This window comes from Dokdonia sp. Asnod3-C12 (assembly GCF_045063975.1).
Taxonomy (GTDB): domain Bacteria; phylum Bacteroidota; class Bacteroidia; order Flavobacteriales; family Flavobacteriaceae; genus Dokdonia.
The window spans coordinates 2,854,233-2,872,398 of sequence record NZ_JBEFNY010000003.1; the positions used below are offsets into that span (position 1 = coordinate 2,854,233).

17 protein-coding genes are annotated in these 18,166 nt (G+C 37.5%); 10 read left to right on the forward strand and 7 right to left on the reverse strand.

Translation table 11 applies throughout. The features are described from left to right. Positions 1-113 precede the first annotated feature (113 nt). Complete coding sequence (locus ACJJVW_RS12930) at positions 114-536, reverse strand: hypothetical protein (protein WP_405252357.1); 423 nt, start codon at positions 534-536, stop codon at positions 114-116. 108 nt (positions 537-644) lie between these two features. Between ACJJVW_RS12930 and ACJJVW_RS12935 the strand changes: the two genes are divergently transcribed. Next, positions 645-1,079, forward strand: a complete 435-nt coding sequence (locus ACJJVW_RS12935) for an Lrp/AsnC family transcriptional regulator (RefSeq protein ID WP_013749537.1) — start codon at positions 645-647, stop codon at positions 1,077-1,079. 9 nt (positions 1,080-1,088) lie between these two features. Here the strand turns inward: ACJJVW_RS12935 and ACJJVW_RS12940 are convergent, their stop codons facing one another. Beyond that, positions 1,089-1,667: a hypothetical protein gene (locus ACJJVW_RS12940; protein WP_405252359.1), complete on the reverse strand. Its 579-nt coding sequence runs from the start codon at positions 1,665-1,667 to the stop codon at positions 1,089-1,091. 382 nt (positions 1,668-2,049) lie between these two features. Here ACJJVW_RS12940 and guaA point away from each other — a divergent pair, with 382 nt between their 5' ends. Further along, the gene (guaA, locus tag ACJJVW_RS12945; protein ID WP_405225500.1) at positions 2,050-3,582 is read left to right on the forward strand and encodes a glutamine-hydrolyzing GMP synthase; all 1,533 of its coding nucleotides are present in this window, start codon (positions 2,050-2,052) and stop codon (positions 3,580-3,582) included. Between the two features lie 9 nt (positions 3,583-3,591). After that, on the forward strand, positions 3,592-5,628 hold the full coding sequence (locus ACJJVW_RS12950; protein ID WP_405252361.1) for a LysM peptidoglycan-binding domain-containing protein: 2,037 nt from the start codon (positions 3,592-3,594) through the stop codon (positions 5,626-5,628). A gap of 73 nt (positions 5,629-5,701) precedes the next feature. On the opposite strand, the gene ACJJVW_RS12955 is transcribed toward ACJJVW_RS12950, so the two are convergent. Beyond that, positions 5,702-6,478 carry a membrane metalloprotease gene (locus ACJJVW_RS12955; RefSeq protein WP_405252363.1) on the reverse strand — a complete coding sequence of 259 codons (777 nt, stop codon included), beginning with the start codon at positions 6,476-6,478 and terminating at the stop codon, positions 5,702-5,704. A gap of 43 nt (positions 6,479-6,521) precedes the next feature. On the opposite strand from ACJJVW_RS12955, the gene ACJJVW_RS12960 reads away from it, so the two are divergent. Then, positions 6,522-7,052, forward strand: coding sequence for a DUF2059 domain-containing protein (locus ACJJVW_RS12960; RefSeq protein ID WP_339845147.1), 531 nt, complete (start codon positions 6,522-6,524; stop codon positions 7,050-7,052). Here ACJJVW_RS12960 and ACJJVW_RS12965 read toward each other — a convergent pair. After that, the gene (locus tag ACJJVW_RS12965) at positions 7,045-7,755 is read right to left on the reverse strand and encodes a bifunctional 2-polyprenyl-6-hydroxyphenol methylase/3-demethylubiquinol 3-O-methyltransferase UbiG (protein WP_298324109.1); all 711 of its coding nucleotides are present in this window, start codon (positions 7,753-7,755) and stop codon (positions 7,045-7,047) included. The two genes, ACJJVW_RS12960 and ACJJVW_RS12965, sit on opposite strands and share 8 nt — an antisense overlap. A 23-nt stretch (positions 7,756-7,778) precedes the next feature. Between ACJJVW_RS12965 and ACJJVW_RS12970 the strand changes: the two genes are divergently transcribed. Next, positions 7,779-8,273 carry a YkgJ family cysteine cluster protein gene (locus ACJJVW_RS12970; protein WP_013749530.1) on the forward strand — a complete coding sequence of 165 codons (495 nt, stop codon included), beginning with the start codon at positions 7,779-7,781 and terminating at the stop codon, positions 8,271-8,273. Positions 8,274-8,306: 33 nt separating this feature from the next. On the opposite strand, the gene crcB is transcribed toward ACJJVW_RS12970, so the two are convergent. Beyond that, positions 8,307-8,678, reverse strand: a complete 372-nt coding sequence (gene crcB, locus ACJJVW_RS12975; protein ID WP_013749529.1) for a fluoride efflux transporter CrcB — start codon at positions 8,676-8,678, stop codon at positions 8,307-8,309. A gap of 6 nt (positions 8,679-8,684) precedes the next feature. After that, on the reverse strand, positions 8,685-9,716 hold the full coding sequence (locus ACJJVW_RS12980; protein ID WP_013749528.1) for a GyrI-like domain-containing protein: 1,032 nt from the start codon (positions 9,714-9,716) through the stop codon (positions 8,685-8,687). Between the two features lie 87 nt (positions 9,717-9,803). Between ACJJVW_RS12980 and ACJJVW_RS12985 the strand changes: the two genes are divergently transcribed. Next, the gene (locus ACJJVW_RS12985) at positions 9,804-11,828 is read left to right on the forward strand and encodes a dipeptidyl-peptidase 3 family protein (protein ID WP_405252367.1); all 2,025 of its coding nucleotides are present in this window, start codon (positions 9,804-9,806) and stop codon (positions 11,826-11,828) included. Between the two features lie 148 nt (positions 11,829-11,976). On the opposite strand, the gene ACJJVW_RS12990 is transcribed toward ACJJVW_RS12985, so the two are convergent. Then, the gene (locus tag ACJJVW_RS12990) at positions 11,977-13,377 is read right to left on the reverse strand and encodes a fasciclin domain-containing protein (RefSeq protein WP_405252369.1); all 1,401 of its coding nucleotides are present in this window, start codon (positions 13,375-13,377) and stop codon (positions 11,977-11,979) included. 75 nt (positions 13,378-13,452) lie between these two features. On the opposite strand from ACJJVW_RS12990, the gene ACJJVW_RS12995 reads away from it, so the two are divergent. The 4 genes from ACJJVW_RS12995 to ACJJVW_RS13010 all read left to right on the forward strand — a co-directional run bounded on the left by ACJJVW_RS12995 (position 13,453) and on the right by ACJJVW_RS13010 (position 18,107). After that, positions 13,453-14,145, forward strand: a complete 693-nt coding sequence (locus tag ACJJVW_RS12995) for a hypothetical protein (protein ID WP_405252372.1) — start codon at positions 13,453-13,455, stop codon at positions 14,143-14,145. Between the two features lie 162 nt (positions 14,146-14,307). Then, positions 14,308-15,501: a tRNA 2-thiouridine(34) synthase MnmA gene (gene mnmA / locus ACJJVW_RS13000; protein ID WP_405252375.1), complete on the forward strand. Its 1,194-nt coding sequence runs from the start codon at positions 14,308-14,310 to the stop codon at positions 15,499-15,501. A 42-nt stretch (positions 15,502-15,543) separates the two neighbouring features. Continuing rightward, on the forward strand, positions 15,544-17,160 hold the full coding sequence (locus tag ACJJVW_RS13005; RefSeq protein ID WP_405252377.1) for a S8 family serine peptidase: 1,617 nt from the start codon (positions 15,544-15,546) through the stop codon (positions 17,158-17,160). After that, positions 17,160-18,107 (forward strand): nitronate monooxygenase family protein, encoded by a 948-nt coding sequence (locus ACJJVW_RS13010; RefSeq protein ID WP_298324135.1) that lies wholly within the window; start codon positions 17,160-17,162, stop codon positions 18,105-18,107. The genes ACJJVW_RS13005 and ACJJVW_RS13010 overlap by 1 nt, the downstream gene beginning before the upstream one ends. Positions 18,108-18,166: the final 59 nt, after the last annotated feature.

Below are 18,166 nucleotides of genomic sequence, written 5' to 3' on the forward strand. Positions count from 1 at the left end.
CAATGTTAAAAGTAGGTGGATTGCTGAAATCCAGATGTTTGCTTAACGATATTTAACAAGGCATTCTTAATATATTGACAATTTCCCTGGAGACGTTGGGGAAATTTATCTTGCTAGTTTTGACTTGTCAACTGTAACGACCACTTTTTAAATCCTGCCTCAAGCTTATGAGCTGTATGTGCTAATTGTTGTACACTATGACAGCGATTGCGGTAAAGGACTTCGAGCTTTTTACAAAGTTTAGAAAGTTGGCTTACGCGCTCCTCTATATGCTTTTGAAAATAAAGCTTTTTTGAATAGTCGGCAGTTATTGCGGCTTCGGCAATAGACATAGGTAGTGATAGCGCTGTGTGCGAAATAAATTCAGATAGATTTGTGGCAAGTTCTTTTTCTGAAGGACAGTTTAAAATACTGTGTTGCAAATTTCCATTAGACAGCTTTCGCGAAAGCGTAAAAAGATCCATAGCCTCATTGTATAAAGCGTGGCGCTTTATATCAAAAGATTGCTTAAACTGTGGTTCTTGAACTATTTTCATCGTAAAGTAAAAATACAATCAGAATACTTATTGTAAATTTGGTTTATTAAGCAGAATGCTATTTTTGCTTTAAGAATATTGTATTATTAACCTTGAAGTTTAAATTATATGGTAGATGCACTTAATAATCGTATTTTAAAATGTTTGCAAGAAAATGCGAGACAGTCTAATACTGCAATTGCTACGCAAGTAGGAATAAGTTCGCCAGCCGTAGGAGAGCGCATAAGAAAGATGGAAGATGCAGGGATAATACTAGGTTATAAGGCAGAAGTCTCTGAGGAGGCTTTGGGGTATCAACTCAAAGCAATTATTACGATAAGAGCTTTTATGGGGAAGTTAAAACCTTTTTTAGAAAACGTAAAAGGATGGGAAGAGGTAGTGAATTGCTATCGTATTACAGGTAATGAAAATATTGTGATGGAAGTCGTGTTGCGCAATCAAAAACACCTAGAGCAATTTATAGATAGAGTGATATCGTACGGGGAGTCAAAAACGCAAATAGTACTTTCTCACGTAGTTGCTCAAAATCCTATTCTTAAATAACAAAGAAGCTTAATTTTTTAAGCCTTCGTCCTCACTATCATCCCAGTCATCATCTTCATCTAGATTATTTAAAAATGTGTTTGGGTCTATGTTCTTTAGTTGGGCGGGATCATCAAAATTTACACCTGGGGGATTAAAGAGACCCCATCTATCAATGATATATTGAGTGGCATCAAAGGTCTGAACCCAGCGAGCAAAAATAGGTCTAAGCATCTCAATAGCATCTCCTAATAAATCGAGATACTCAACATCTTTATAGCCAGAGGCTAGTAAACCTTTTGAATCCTGAATGATTTCTCTAGCCGCCTTTCTTACTACGGTAGCATTCTCCATTTTGAGGTCATACAGATCTACTCCGTGAGCAGTGGCTATGGCAGATGGAATAAGAATCGCATTATCCATCATTTGTTGTGTATATCGCTGGTAGAGCGCTTTTTTATATTGAGAGTTAGGATTGTTGTCCTCTAGCTTAATACCTTCTATGATATGCTCTACAAGATGAAGAATCACAACGCCTTGTCTAAAAACAGGGAGCTTGCGCCATTCATCTATTCCGCTTTCATAGTGATTGTTTTCATCTTCGGTCATAAGGATTTATAAGAAGTTGTTTATGTGGTCGTTACTTACTGTTAAGTATAGTTAGAGATACATAATTGCATGTAAAATTAAATATTTTATAATAGTTTGAAATTAGTAATTAATGTACTTCACTACTTCTCGTTGAGTAGGTAGAAATCACCGTTTATAGGTTACTAATTTCTGAAATATAACTGCTGTTGCATTCTTCATGCAACGGATTAATAAAAGTCATTATAACCTTTAACTTAGTAGCTATTATAGACTGCAATTTTAAATAAGTTTAAGTGGTTACATGGGATGTCCTCTAATGGTAAAAGCGCTGTAGAAAAAAATCCAAATATTTCTGCTTTTGTCTTTATAGGAACTCTATCAAATTATGCTATTTTTGTCTATGCAAAATAACGTCCTCATATTAGACTTCGGGTCTCAATACACGCAGTTAATAGCACGTAGAGTGCGAGAATTAAATATATACTGCGAGATAAAACCATTTAATAATCCACCAAAAGATCTTTCTTCTTATAAGGCTGTAATCCTTTCGGGATCACCGCATTCTGTAAGAGGAGAAGATGCACCGCATCCAGATCTTTCAGAAATAAAAGGTAAAAAACCTCTTCTGGGAGTTTGTTACGGAGCTCAATACCTTGCTCACTTTTATGATGGTGAGGTAGGACAATCTAATACTCGTGAGTATGGACGAGCAAAACTTTCTGTAGTAGACGAAGGAGAACTTTTCTTAGAAGGGGTTTCTGTAGGAAGTCAAGTGTGGATGAGTCATAGTGATACCATCAAGAAATTACCAGTAGGAGCAAAACGTATTGCATCTACACATGATGTGGAAAACGCTGGATATAAACTAGAGGGAGAAGAAACTTATGGAATACAGTTTCACCCAGAAGTATATCACTCTACAGACGGGAAGCAGATTTTAGAAAACTTCTTAGTGAAAATAGCAGGAGTAGCTCAAACATGGACGCCAGATGCCTTTGTAGATACTACGGTTGCAGATCTAAAAGCAAAGCTTAATGACGATCGTGTAATTTTAGGACTCTCTGGAGGTGTAGATAGTACTGTTGCAGCAACTTTACTACATAAAGCAATAGGCAAGAATCTATATTGCATCTTTGTAAATAATGGATTGTTACGTAAAGACGAATACACTCAAGTACTTAAGCAATACGAAGGTATGGGGCTTAATGTAAAAGGTGTAGATGCTTCGGCACGTTTCTTGGAAGCGCTAGAAGGAGAGAGTGATCCAGAGACTAAGCGTAAAGCTATAGGACGCGTTTTTGTTGAAGTATTTGATGACGAGAGTAAACTTGTAGAAAATGCAAAGTGGCTTGGTCAAGGTACTATTTATCCAGACGTTATTGAGTCTGTAAGTGCAACCGGAGGACCTAGCGCAACTATAAAATCTCATCACAATGTAGGTGGATTGCCAGATTATATGACGCTTAAGGTAGTAGAGCCTTTAAGAATGTTATTTAAAGATGAAGTGCGTAGAGTAGGAGCGAGTATGGGATTATCACCTGAGTTATTAGGTAGACATCCATTTCCTGGGCCTGGTCTAGCGATTAGAATTCTAGGTGACATTACTGCCGAGAAAGTACGCATCTTACAAGAAGTAGATCATATATTTATCAGTGGTCTTCGTGAGTGGGGATTATATGATAAAGTATGGCAAGCAGGAGCAATGTTATTACCAGTAAACTCTGTAGGAGTGATGGGCGATGAGCGCACGTATGAAAAATGCGTTGCACTTAGAGCTGTAGAGAGTACAGATGGAATGACGGCAGACTGGGTAAATCTTCCTTATGAATTTTTACAAAAAGTGTCTAACGATATAATTAATAAGGTAAAAGGCGTTAATAGAGTAGTCTATGACATAAGCTCTAAGCCACCTGCTACAATTGAGTGGGAATAAATCTTAACTATGAAAAAATATATTACTGTAATTGCGATAGTTGTTTTTAGCGCTTTCGCGAAAGCGTGCTCAACACCAGCAGCTACAATATCTAGCAATACTGCTACTGTTCAAAAGTTCGTTTCTCATCAAGTGAAAGCTGGAGAAACACTAAAAGACATAGCCGATAAGTATGGTATTACTACAAAAGAAATCACTAAGCTCAATCCAGATGCTCGCAAAGAAGTGTACGAAGGCTTGGTATTGATATTGCCATCTACAGCAACTGCTGTTAGAAGGGTAGATAGTGTTACTCAAGATAATGTAAAGTTTAAAACACACAAGGTAAAACGCAAGGAGACGCTTTATAGCATTTCTAAAAAGTATGGTGTTTCTCAAGAAACCATAAAGCGCTTTAATAAGTCTTTATATAGCGAAGTGCTACGCAAAGGTGATAAGCTACGTATACCAGTTAATTATTCTGAAAGTGCGGTGACAGATACCACAGTAAGCTTACCAGATTCTCAAGGAGCTTATATAACTCATGATGTCATAGCAAAAGAGACTAAATACGGGATCGCTAGAAAGTATGGAATTACCATAGCAGAGCTTGAGAGTAAAAATCCGTCGCTTAGAGAAGGTCTTAAAATAGGTGATAAACTAAGAGTTCCTAAAGCAAATTTTGCAAAGAGTACCATCATAGATAATGATGAATATGCTTTTTATGAAGTGCAAAAAGGAAACACTTTATATAGTTTATTACGCATTTTTAAGCTAGAAGCCGATGAATTGATAGCACTAAATCCTGCACTAGACGAAGGTCTTAAGGAAGGAATGATCCTCAAAGTGCCTAAGGGAAGTCCAGGTTCTGGTACATCAACACAAGCCGTTGCAGGAAACCCTGATGTTACTATTTTAGAAGGTGAAAAAGGATCTTTAGTTAATCAATTAACTGATTTCTCACCAAAACGTGTTGCTATAATGCTTCCTTTTGGAGTAGAGCGTGTAAATACGGGTAATGCAGAGGTAAATGAAAATTTACTTAGAGATGATCGTATTCTTAGGCTATCATTAGATTTATATAGTGGTATGCTTATGGCAGTTCAAGATGCTAAAAAAGCTGGTATTACCACCGTTGTAGATACCTATGATACCTCATACAATCGTAAAGATGGCGCGGCAACAAATGCACGCAAAGTAGAAACTATTATACAGTCAAATGATTTTTCTGCGGTTAATGCCGTAATAGGACCGCTTTTAGGTAATAATATAGATAGAGTGTCATCACTACTCAATGCACGCAACATACCTGTAATATCACCTATGTCTAATAAGGTGGCTGGAAGAAATAATATTTTTGTATCAAGACCAGAGGATGATTTGTTAAGTAAAAAGATGCTTTCTTACTTAAAGGCTAATGGATCAGGTAAAAATATTGTGGTAATAGCAGATAAGAAAAATAGCGCTACATTATCAAAGATAAGAGCTATTTTCCCTAATCTAAAGACGGTAACACCTCGCTCTAACGATAAAGGGTACTTCTTATATCCAGGTGATATTCCAGCACAGCTTTCTAGCGAACTAGAAAATTGGGTGATTGTAGAGACTAATGATGTTCCTTTAATTAGTAGTGTTACTACAAGTCTTAATGGGCAATTGGGTACTATGAAAGTAGTGATGTTTACTACTGATAGGAGTAATGCTTATGATAGTGATGAGATACAGCATGATCATTTAAAGAATCTTTCCTTTCATTTCCCATCTGCCGAGAAAGAATATAAGTACAGTCAAGCAAAAGCATTTATTGATAGTTATGAAACTATGTATGGAGTGAGTCCAAGCGAATCTGCTATAAAAGGTTATGATTTGATGTATGATACTTTATTGCGTCTAGCATACTCATCAGATTTATATGCTGCAGCAGCTACTGGTGTGGAGACAGATTATGTAGAAAACAAGTTTAAGTATAGCTCAAGAGCAAAAGGCGGCTTTTCAAATAACGCTGTGTATCTTATGAAATATACAGATACATTAGAACTTGAAGAAGTGCCATTTGTAGAGGAATAACTTGATAAAATTAATTGTATTAAAAAAGGGATTGACGTAAGTCAATCCCTTTTTTAGTTGTTGTAATAAACTTTTATAATCCTCCGTTTGCTTGTAAATCTTGAATACATAGAGCATCAAAATTAGGGAGAGATGCGGTATTACTAGTATTAAAGATGGTAGTTACAGTTTGAAAATACATTAAGCAATCTTCTACGCTACAGTGTCTACCATTTTCCGCATCATGGTGATCAGACGTAAGTGGTGTTCCACCATTTACAAGCCCAAAAATATGACCAAACTCATGACGGATAGTACCTGTTTCAATTGCTGTTCTGTTACCAGGAGTTATAGCATTCTCACTTATATCTATTAAAGTTTTTTCATAGATAACCATCGATGTGTTTCTGTAGGCAGTACCTAATACTACAGAAGTGTCAGTATCTGTTGGGTTGCTTTCGTCAGAAAAGAATAGCCACACGCCCATCTCATCCCCATTATTAAAAACAGATCTATTCGCATCTTCTATGGCCACGATATCATTTATATCATATGGACCTTCTGTATTTGTTATTACCGTAGATTCTACAAGTGTAATACCGTCTGGTTTGTTAAGTCGTTCTTCAAGAAATGGGATTAATAATTCTATAGTGTTATCTGTTGGTCTAAAGCCTTCTGGATATGCTATTTCTACTCGTAGGCTAGTAAACTCATCACTAGATAGTAATTCGTTTGCAGAGGTTCCTAGTGGTTGTTTATTTGCAGCATTCTCTGTTGGGTCAGATGATAGTGTAGTAGGGTCATCATCGTCACAACTTATAATAAAAAGGAGTGATAGTATTAAAAATGCAAGCTGTTTCAATGATTTCATGTGTATAATGTTCTATATTTATGCCCTTATTAGAACAACAAAAATGATGAAAAAATTATTTATAGCCGTATTTCTCTTTACTTCTTTAGCTGGATACTCGCAGGAGAAAACGTATCACGAGCAAGTTTTGAGATATTTTCAAGTGAATGGTACTGCAGATCAGTATAGTAACGCAACTAATGGCCTTTTTGATTTATTAAAAAATCAATACGCTAGCAAGAATGTTCCAGACGCTGTGTGGAATGAATTAAAGACAGAAACACCTAAACAGGTAGATCGCATCTTAAATATGCTGGTTTCTGCTTATAGAGGAAGCTATAATCAAGAGGACATTCAGAATATGCTTGCTTTTTATGAAACGGGTGCAGGACGTCAAATGCTTACAGATAAAACAGCATTAGATTATGAGCAACAGAAAGAAGTAACGGTATTTTATAATACACCTACAGGACAAAAGATTTTAACTGTAGAACCAGATATTGCTCAGAATATAGGAGAAATATCAGAAATCTGGAGTAGAGATTTATACAGAATGATGGTAGATAAACTTGCCGAAAAGGGATATACTATGTAAGCGTAAGTTTCGCTAGATATTCATAATGATCACCTTCTAAAATGAGCTCACAATTGAGCTCATTTTTTTGTGCATACCATGCAAGTCTTTCATAGTCTAGATAAAGCCAGTCAAAGCTAGAGCTCTGCTCACCTTTATAGCTCATCGAGTACGTCACCTCTCCATAGTAGTCACGATGTGTATCCATCCAGAATCCGCCATCCTCGTCCTCAAACATAAATGCGATATCTGATCCGTCTATAAGAATCTGACCATCTTTATTGAGTAACGTTTTAAGGTGCTTTAAGTAATCGTCAATTTTTGATATTCGCTCAAAAATTCCTGTGCCATTCATAAGTAGTAAAAGCGTGTCGTAGGTGTCTTTATGTTCTAGAATATTAGAGTGCACTGCTTTTTTTAAACCACGCTTTCGCGAAAGCGTAACAGCTCCCTCACTAATATCTATTCCAGTAACATCAAGTCCTTGCTCTTGCAACCACAAACTATGACTGCCCGCGCCACTACCTATGTCGAGTATAGTTCCCTTAGAAAGTGATAATGCTCGTTGTTCTATCACTGGCATTTCTTCAAAAGGCCTGAATAAATATGGAATAGGGATTACATCATCTTCTGCAATAGAGGAGTGTACCACGATATCTTCTGTGTACTTGTTATCAATAAAATCTTGGAGCGCTGCCCCAAAAATATCTACCTCTTTTGCCATAGCTTTATGATTACCTTTGCGCCATGGAAGATTTTATTAAAGCCCTCCCGCAGCTGGCCAAAGATAAGCAGAATGAGAATAAAAAGTTCTTTGCAAAGCTGCGCAGTAAACCTCCAAAAAACTTGGACTACATCATGCAAGAACTGCATGAAGATGAGTTTGAAAGAACAGATTGCCTTACGTGTGCAAATTGTTGTAAGACAACAGGGCCGCTCTTTACAGATAAGGATATCCAGCGTATTTCAAAACACTTCAGAATGAAGGAATTTGACTTTATTAAGACGTATTTACGTATTGATGAAGAGAAGGATTATGTGCTACAAGAAACACCGTGCACTTTTCTAGGAGCAGATAACTATTGCTCTATCTATGATGTGAGACCTAAGGCTTGTAGAGAGTTTCCACATACGGATAGAAAGAAATTTCAGCAAATTTCTAAGCTCACTATGGAAAACGTAAAGATGTGTCCAGCTGCTTTTAATATCGTAGAGGAGATGAAAAAGAGAATCAAAGTATAATTAACCTACTTAAAAGTGAAAGGCTGCGATATTTTAAAAACTCTTTGCCAGTTCAATTCCGCCAAACACTGCAAGAATACCAAGAGCGAAACTTGCAATGGCATACAATGCAAATGTCATAAAATCTCCAGATTTTAGAAGTACGTGATTCTCATATGCAAAAGTGGAGAAAGTGGTAAAACCTCCACAAAAACCTGTTGCTAGTAATAATGTAGTGTTACTGTTAAGTGTGTTGTTTTTAAGGGCCCATCCTAGTATAATACCTATCAGCAAGCTACCTATAATGTTTGCCGCAAAGGTGCCGTAAGGTATACCAGAACTAGGATCATTTATAAACTTCCCTAGAAGGTATCTTGCAATACTTCCAGTACCACCACCTATAAAAACGAGTATAAGAGTTTTCAAGAGAGCTTATTTTAAATCTTCAATTGGTACATAAATTTCTGTAATCCAATCTGCCGGGTTAGGATGATCTTGAGGGTCTGTTACATAGACCTCAAAAGGTTTTTCATTGGAAAGTGTATATCCTTTGTCCTGCACATGTTTCATAGCAGTGCTCCATGCCTCTCCCAGATTTATATAATTACCAACTAGTGTAACTTTTACCGCAGTTACTGTAGGCATATATCCGCTAAAAACGTTTGTATCTCCAGCTACAATAATCTTCTCACGCACAGGTAATGCATTTGTCATAATAACATCACCATTAGGGAATGTCTCATTGTAAATAGTAAAAGGCATCCCAGTTACTGCAATATTATTTTCTGACATAAATGTAGAGATGCCGTTATAGTTTTGGGACATGATAGTAGGTACAGAAGGAGCTTTGGCAGAAGTAGTTCTGTATAAATAGAAACCTCCACTGTATTGCGTGATTCCATCTATATTAACGTTGTATTTTCCTATTTCTTCACGAGCAGCTGCTTCAAGACCAGTAAGCCCTTGCTCATACATTTCTTGCATATCGGCTTCAAAGTCCATTCCTGTAAAGGCAAAATATACTTTATCCATGAGCGTATGCTCACCTTTAATTCCCCATGTTGCTATGGTAGCAAGTTGTTCTGTAGTTTCAAATGTCCAGTACACCTCAGGTTTGCGTTCACCTCCTGGTGTTTGCAGCGTCATGTCTTGTTTTAGTGAAATGCCAGGAACAGCTTCTGTAGTAGTCATGCTTCCGTCCACTTCACCTTGCCAGCTGTACGAAGCTCCTTCTCCAGATGTTTTATCAGCATAATTAAAAACCATAGTAGGCTCTTCCTTCTTCCAAGGACCCCATTCTTCCCATGTTTTGTACTCGTTTACAATATCGTAAACCACCTCTCTTGGCGCATTAATCTCTCTAGAAGCTTCTATTTGATAAGTGCCATCTTGAGTGCCAAAGTATATTGCTCCAGCAATAACAACAATAAGAATAACGAAGAGTAAAAATTTTAAAAATTTCATTGGTGATGGTTTGGTTTGCAGTAAAGATAACAAAATTCATCGTGTGGAATTTTGCTATATTTACGTGCACAAATTATTAAATAACTTATGAGTCACAAAGGAATATACGCGCTAGCAATTGCAGCGATTCTCGCAGTAGGATGTGGAGAAGAAAATAAGGATGATAACGCTTTCGCGAAAGCGGAAACAACAACTGCAGATTTTGATTTTACAGTTGGCCAGTTTGCCGATATTAAGATATTACGTTACCAAATTCCAGGTTTTGAAGACCTAACACTTAAGGAGCAAAAGCTGGTGTATTATATGACACAAGCAGGACTTGCAGGTCGTGATATTATGTGGGCTCAAAACTACCGTCATAATCTTGAGATTAGGAATGCGCTAGAGACGATTTATACATCTGATAAAGTTGCAAAAACAGGAGAGGAGTGGGAGCAATTTGAAACATTCATGAAGCGTGTATGGTTTGCAAATGGTATACACCACCATTATAGTAATGCTAAGATGAAGCCAGATTTTTCTCAAGACTACCTAAAACAATTACTTGCCGAAAGTGGAGCAACACTAGAAGGTGAAGCTTTTGAAGTACTCTTTAATGATAAAGATAGCAAGAAAGTAAACCTAGCCAAAGATGTTGATATCGTTCTAGAAAGCGCGATTAACTTTTATGGACCGGATGTAACTACAGCAGAGGCAGAAGCATTTTATGATGCAATTAAAGTAGATGAAAATGAGCCTATAGAAAAAGGACTCAATACACGCCTTGTAAAAGAAAACGGTAAACTAGTAGAACAAGTTTACAAGAGTGGAGGATTATATGGCGAGGCTATAGATAATATAATCGGTTGGTTAGAGAAAGCACAAACCGTTGCCGAAAATGAGCAGCAAGGAAAAGCTTTAGGACTGCTTATTGAATATTATAAGACGGGAAGCCTTGACACCTGGGATGATTACTGTATCGCATGGGCAACTTCTACAGAAGGAAATATAGATTGGATTAACGGATTTATAGAAGTTTACAATGACCCAAAAGGTTATAAAGGTTCTTATGAGACAGTAGTTCAAATTAAAGATTTTGACATGTCAAAAAAAATGGCAGCACTATCTGTAGATGCACAGTGGTTTGAAGACAACTCACCGTTAATGCCAGAGCATAAGAAGAAGGAAGTAAAAGGAGTTTCTTATAAAACAGTGATTGTAGCAGGAGAAGCAGGAGATGCCTCACCATCTACGCCTATAGGTGTAAACTTGCCTAACAATAACTGGATACGCCAGACGCATGGTAGTAAATCGGTTTCTCTAGGTAACATAATCAATGCTTACAACAATGCTGGTGGATCTGGACGTCTTAAAGAATTTGCACATGATGCAGAGGAAGTTGAGCTAGAAGAAGCATATGGACAATTAGGAGATAAGCTTCACACAGCTTTACATGAAGTAGTAGGTCATGCCTCTGGACAGATTAACAAAGGAGTGGGTACACCTAAGGAAACTCTTAAACGTTATAAGTCTACTATAGAAGAAGGTCGCGCAGATCTTTTTGGGCTGTATTACCTTATGGATCCAAAACTTCAAGAAATAGGATTAGTAGAAGACTGGGAAAAAACTGGGATGGCTGCTTACGATGGTTACATCCGTAATGGATTGATGACACAGCTTATACGTCTTGAATTAGGTGACAACGTAGAAGAAGCACACATGGTAAATCGTCAGTGGGTAAGTGCATGGGCTTTTGAGCGTGGTGCAAAAGAAAATGTTATTGAGAAAGTAACTCGTGATGGTAAGACCTACTTTAATATCACAGATTATACGAAGCTTCGTGCAATCTTTGGAGAATTACTAAGAGAGACGCAGCGTATTACTTCAGAAGGAGATTATGAAGCAGCAAAAGCTCTTGTAGAAAATTATGGGGTGATTGTAGATCAGGATATCCATAAGGAAGTGCTAGCTCGTAATAGCCAATTCAAAAGTGCTCCATACAGTGGTTTTGTAAATCCTGTAATCGTTCCGCAAATGGAAGGTGAGGAAATTACTGGCTTTACTATAGAGCAACCAGAAAGCTTTGAAAATCAAATGCTTGATTATTCTAGCAAATACGGTCATTTAGATTAAGTATAATAAGTACGCTTTCGCGAAAGCATAAATCTAAAACCTCCCATCTTAAAAAAAGATAGGAGGTTTTTTTTATAATATAATATCAAAAAAAATCTCCACTACAATATCTTGCAGTGGAGATTTTAAATTGTTGGGTAAGATTTTTTTATAAGTCTCTTAGCACTCTACTTACGGCATGTATCACACCATTTGTAGCTTGTACATTTGTAGCGACAATTGGGTTTGCATCGCCATCTGGGTCAATGATTGCTGCAGGATCTGCTTGTATAGTTACGTCTGCTCCTCCTAGTGGAGTAACTGCAGTACCATCAAGATCTGCAAGATCTTCTGCTCTTACATTTGCATTAGGAATCACGTGCAATTCTAAAGTTGCAGCAAGTGTCTCTGTAGGAATATCTGATAACATCTCTAACTCTAGGTCTGCTAGTAAATCTGCAAAAGCATCATTAGTAGGTGCAAATACAGTGAACGGTGCTGGTGATGTTCCGAAATGTGTCTGTAATGCAGCTACATATCCAAAAGATTCATCTGCAGTTAATGCTGCAACAAGTGTAGAAAAATTAGGATCTGCAGTGGCAAATGTCGTGATATCTGGAAGTCCTATTACGGTGTCAACTACATGAATCACACCATTTACAGTTACAATATCTGCTATAACTACATTTGAGCTACCATTTAGTGTTACCCCATCATCTGTGTTTACATAAAGACTTATAGGCGCATCTTCGTTTCCTTCAAAAGTAGCAGCTGTATTTACATATCCATTACTTAATGTAGTAGAAATCGCAACAGCTCCCGGTACTACGTGGTTTGATAATACTTGTGCAAGCACGCCATTATCTACATCTGCAAGGGTGTTATCACCTAAAAATGTTGCAAAGGCGTCGTTAGTAGGTGCAAATACTGTAAAGTCTGCATCTGTATCACTTAATAGATCTGTAAAAGTTGTATTTCCTTCATCTGTAAGAGCGGCAACTAGTGATGTTAATGCAGGATTTGTAGTTGCAAATGTTACGATGGTTGGTAAATCAATTACGGTGTCTACGGCATGTATTACGCCATTATCTGTTACAATATCTGCAGTAGTTACTGCAGATTGTCCATTAAGAACGACACCATCTGTTGTATCTACATATAGACTTATATTTGCGTTAGAAGAAGGCTCTGTGGCCAAGTTGCTTACGTATCCAGTTGACAGTTCGCTAGAAGTAACTGTCGAGTTAAGAACATGGTTTAATAGTACTTGGGTTAATACCGCATCATCTACTTCCTCAAGAGCAGCTCCATTTAAAAATGTTTCAAAAGCTGCGTTATCAGGTGCAAATACAGTAAATGTTCCGCTTCCTGCTAGTGTGGCGTCGAGATTGGTGCGTTGTAAAGCGGCTAGTAAAGAACTATAGTTTTCATTACCTGCTACAAAGTCTGCAATGGTGTTGCTTTCTCCTTCTATAATGTTTCCATTATCGTCGTCATCGTTACAAGAAATTGTAACTAATAGCGTTAATGCAATAAACGCTAATTTTGTGATACTCATTAGATTTTTCATATAAGTGTAGTTTTGATTTTGTTTAACGTAAAATTAAAATGAGTAGACAAAATAATCTCCTAATAAATAGTTAAAATGTCAAGATTAACAATTGTTTTAATAATTATAATGGCTCAATATCAGCAGTTGAGCGTAGCACAAAGCTATAATCAATTTGATGAAGATGGTAAGCGCCACGGCCTATGGCAGAAAACTTTTGATAATGAAAATCAATTGCGATATACTGGAGCTTTTAGTCATGGTCAAGAAGTAGGCACCTTTAATTTTTATGATAGTAAAGGAGGTCATCCCACTGCTGTAAAAGTATATACGCCAGATTCACCTTATATAGATGTAACCTTTTTTACAACCGATGGAAAGATGGTAAGTAAAGGGAGGATGAATGGGAGAGAACGCATAGGAGAGTGGTTGTCATACCATCAAGATGGAAAATCAGTAATGATAAAAGAGAATTATGAAAACGGCAAATTAGAAGGAGAACGATCTGTTTACTTCATAAATGGCGTCCTTGCGCAACAAGAATTTTATAAGAAAGGTTTAAAAGAAGGGAAAGCCACTTATTACTCAGAAGAAAAGAAAGTACTTAAAGAATTACAGTATGTAAATGACAAACTAGAAGGGGCAGTACGATTATACAATGGTTTTGGACAACTAGAAGTAGAGGGTACTTACAAGAATAATCGTAAACATGGTCTCTGGAAGTATTATAAAGGCGATAGGGTAGACAAAGAAATTAAATACCCTCGTAACAAGATAGGAGTACAGTAATCTTAGTGTAAGTTTTCTCTATAAATATCAACTACTTCTTATGTAAAAAAATGCACTCTTATTGTGTAAATTTGCATCCTCAATTATGAGCTAGAATTATAGCTCTTAAAATAGCAAAGTGAAGCTATAATTAGCCGATGTTTTGCAAACATATATCAGAAAATGAAAACGGTAGTAGTAGGTCTTAGTGGTGGAGTAGATAGTAGTGTTACGGCTCATCTATTAAAGGAACAAGGATATAATGTGATCGGTCTTTTTATGAAGAACTGGCACGATGACTCTGTAACGATATCTGACGAGTGTCCATGGCTAGATGATAGCAATGACGCAATGCTCGTTGCTGAAAAATTGGGAATTCCTTTTCAAACAGTAGATTTAAGCGAGCAATACAGAGAGCGTATTGTTAATTACATGTTTAAAGAATATGAGATGGGACGCACTCCTAATCCAGATGTGCTGTGTAACCGTGAGATTAAGTTTGACGTGTTCATGAAAATAGCACTTTCACTAGGTGCAGATTATGTAGCTACAGGACATTACTGTCAAAAGACTTCGATTGAAGTAGACGGTAAGACAATGTATCAGCTTAAAGCGGGAGCAGACGATAATAAAGATCAATCATATTTTTTATGCCAGCTATCACAAGAGCAATTGGCAAAGACATTATTTCCTATAGGTCATTTACAAAAGCCTAAGGTGCGCGAGATAGCTTTAGAGCAAGACCTCGTAACTGCAGGAAAGAAAGATTCTCAAGGACTTTGTTTTATAGGGAAAGTACGATTGCCAGACTTTTTACAACAACAATTAAAACCTAAGGAAGGTGTGATTGTTGAGGTGATGGAAGATACTATTCCTGAGGTTGCAGGTGGTATGGAGGCTAGTAACGCTTTCGCGAAAGCGGACTTAGAAAACCTTGTAAAAAAACCAACCTATAGCGTTGCCGAAGGAAAGGTGGTAGGAAAGCACCAAGGAGCACATTACTTTACCATTGGCCAGCGCAAGGGACTCGCAGTAGGAGGTACCGTAGAGCCACTTTTTGTAATAGATACAGACGTAAATGAAAATGTGATTTACACAGGTCAAGGTAAAAATCACAGAGGATTGTACCGCAAAGGTCTCTTTGTAAAAGAGGAAGAAATACACTGGATACGTGAAGACCTTACGCTTGCTATAGATGAAACGATGGAGGTTGAGGCTAGAATACGCTATAGACAACCACTAGAAAAAGCTACGCTTTATAGAGTGGAAGGTGGAATGTATGTGATTTTTGACAATCCTCAAACCGCAATTGCCGAAGGTCAGTTTGTGGCATGGCACCATGGAGAAGAGTGCTTAGGTTCTGGAGTTATTTCGTAACTTACATACTCACCTTATGGAGCTTAGCTCAACTTGTTGCTTATGAATATAAAATTACTCCTAGTACTGCTACTTATGACGGCTTATGGAAACGCCCAGCAGGATGCTTGGGTATTTTTTGTAGATAAAGAAAACGTTGCGGCCAGCCTTGATAATCCTATTTCTATTCTTTCTCAAGAAGCATTAGACCGTAAGGAGCTACACGGTGTAGCTATAGATGAAAGAGATGTGCCCGTAAATGAGGATTATATCACTCAAATTAAATCTGAACCTGGAATTACTGTACTAGCAAAATCTAAATGGATGAACTGCATCCATGTAAGAGGGACAGAAGCAGAGATTGCAGCATTAGAAGCACTGCAAATTGTAGATTATATAGAGTATGCAGATCGAAGTATAACAAGGCAATCTACTCCTTTTGAGTTTTTAAAAGATGATCCTTTACCTCCACAATCACGAGTTACATTTAATTATGGAGCTACCGATAATCAAGTAACCATGCTTTCTGTAGAAGAATTGCATGAGCAAGATTATACAGGTACAGGAATAGTGATAGCAATCATGGATTCTGGTTTCCCAGGAGTTAATAATAATGAAGGATTCTCACGATTGAGAAATGCAGGAAACTTGCTAGATGGTTATGATTTTGTGGGGAGAAATAACGATGAGTTTGAATTTTCAAACAGTAGCCACGGCACTAGAGTAGCAAGTGACATTGTAGGTTTTATAGAAAATCAATTTGTAGGCACAGCTCCAGATGCAGCCATCTACTGTTTTAGAACAGAAGATGTGGCAAGTGAGAATCCAGTAGAAGAATCTTACTGGGTGGAAGCCGCAGAAAGAGCAGATAGTCTTGGGGTAGATGTTATAAATACATCACTAGGATATAGAACCTTTGATAATCCTAATTATGACTACAGCTACGATGATATGGATGGAGAGACTACATTCATTTCTAGAGGAGCAACGCTTGCATTTGAAAAAGGATTACTAGTGGTTACTAGTGCAGGAAATAGTGGCACAGGAATGATAAGTGCACCAGCAGATGCTGTAGGTTCCTTTACTGTAGGAGCTGTAAATGCCAGTGGTAATTATGCTAGTTTTAGTAGTATAGGACCGTCAAGTGACGGCAGGATAAAGCCAGACGTAGTAGCAAAGGGAGTGGGTAGTGCGGTTATAGATCAAAATAATAACATTACTACAAATAATGGTACAAGCTTTAGTTCGCCGATAATGGCTGGAGCAATAGCGAGCTTTTGGCAGGCAAATCCAGAGGTTACAAATGCTCGTATAATGCAGCTCGTTCGGGAGAGTGCTAGTATATATGAAAATCCTACTGCGCAGTTGGGGTATGGTATACCAGACTTTGGCGCAGCATTAGAAGAGGTTTTGAGTACTTCAGCGCTTAATGAAGCTCAAGAGTTTAAAGACTATCAAATTTTACCTAATCCAGCATCTGAGATGGCAGTATTAGTATTGCCTAAGGAAGTAACTCAAGTTGAGGTGACCATTTTTGATATTTTAGGTAAGAAGATTTCGACCAAACGTATGACACAACAAGTAAATGCACTTCCTATCTCAACACTTAGAAAAGGAGTGTATCTCATTCAAATAAACGATGGAACTTCAATCGTTACTCAAAAATTTATAAAAGCATAATGAATAGAATCACATCCCTATTTAACGTTAAGTATCCACTAGTACAAGGTGGAATGATATGGAACTCTGGCTGGCGTCTCGCAAGTGCTGTGAGTAATGCTGGAGGTTTAGGATTAATAGGAGCAGCGTCTATGTATCCAGATGTTCTAGTGGAGCATGTAGAGAAGTGTAAAAAAGCAACCAATAAACCTTTTGGGGTAAATATACCTATGTTATATCCCAACATAGAAGAGCACATGAAAACGGTAGTAGACTATAAAGTCCCTATTGTCTTCACAAGCGCTGGTAATCCAAAACTATGGACTAAAGAATTAAAGAAGCACGGAATAAAAGTGGTGCACGTAGTAAGTAGTGTAAAGTTTGCCTTAAAATCACAAGAAGCAGGAGTAGATGCTGTAGTAGCCGAAGGTTTTGAAGCTGGAGGTCACAATGGTAGAGAGGAGACTACAACATTCACGCTAATACCAATGGTGAAAGAAAAGTTAGATATCCCTCTTATTGCGGCGGGTGGTATTGCAACAGGTAGAGGTATGCTTGCAGCAATGACATTAGGCGCAGACGGTGTACAGGTAGGAAGTCGTTTTGCAGCAAGTGAAGAATCTAGTGCGCATCAATTATTTAAACAAGCAATAGTCGATACTCAGGAAGGAGATACCGTATTAACACTTAAAGAACTTGCGCCTGTAAGACTTATAAAAAACAAATTTTATGAGCAGGTAGCAGAATTATATACTACGGCACCATCAAAGGAGCAGCTGTCACAATTATTAGGACGTGCACGTGCAAAACGCGGTATGTTTGAAGGAGATCTTGAAGATGGCGAACTAGAGATAGGTCAGATTTCTGGACTTATACATGATATAAAGCCAGCAGGGCAAATAGTCTCAGATATGATAACAGAATATACGCAAGCAAAAAACGCTTTAATCAATTTTGATAACTGGTAGGTTTGTCTAAACGAACTAAAAAAAACGCTCTGGTTTACCAGAGCGTTTTTTGATTTATA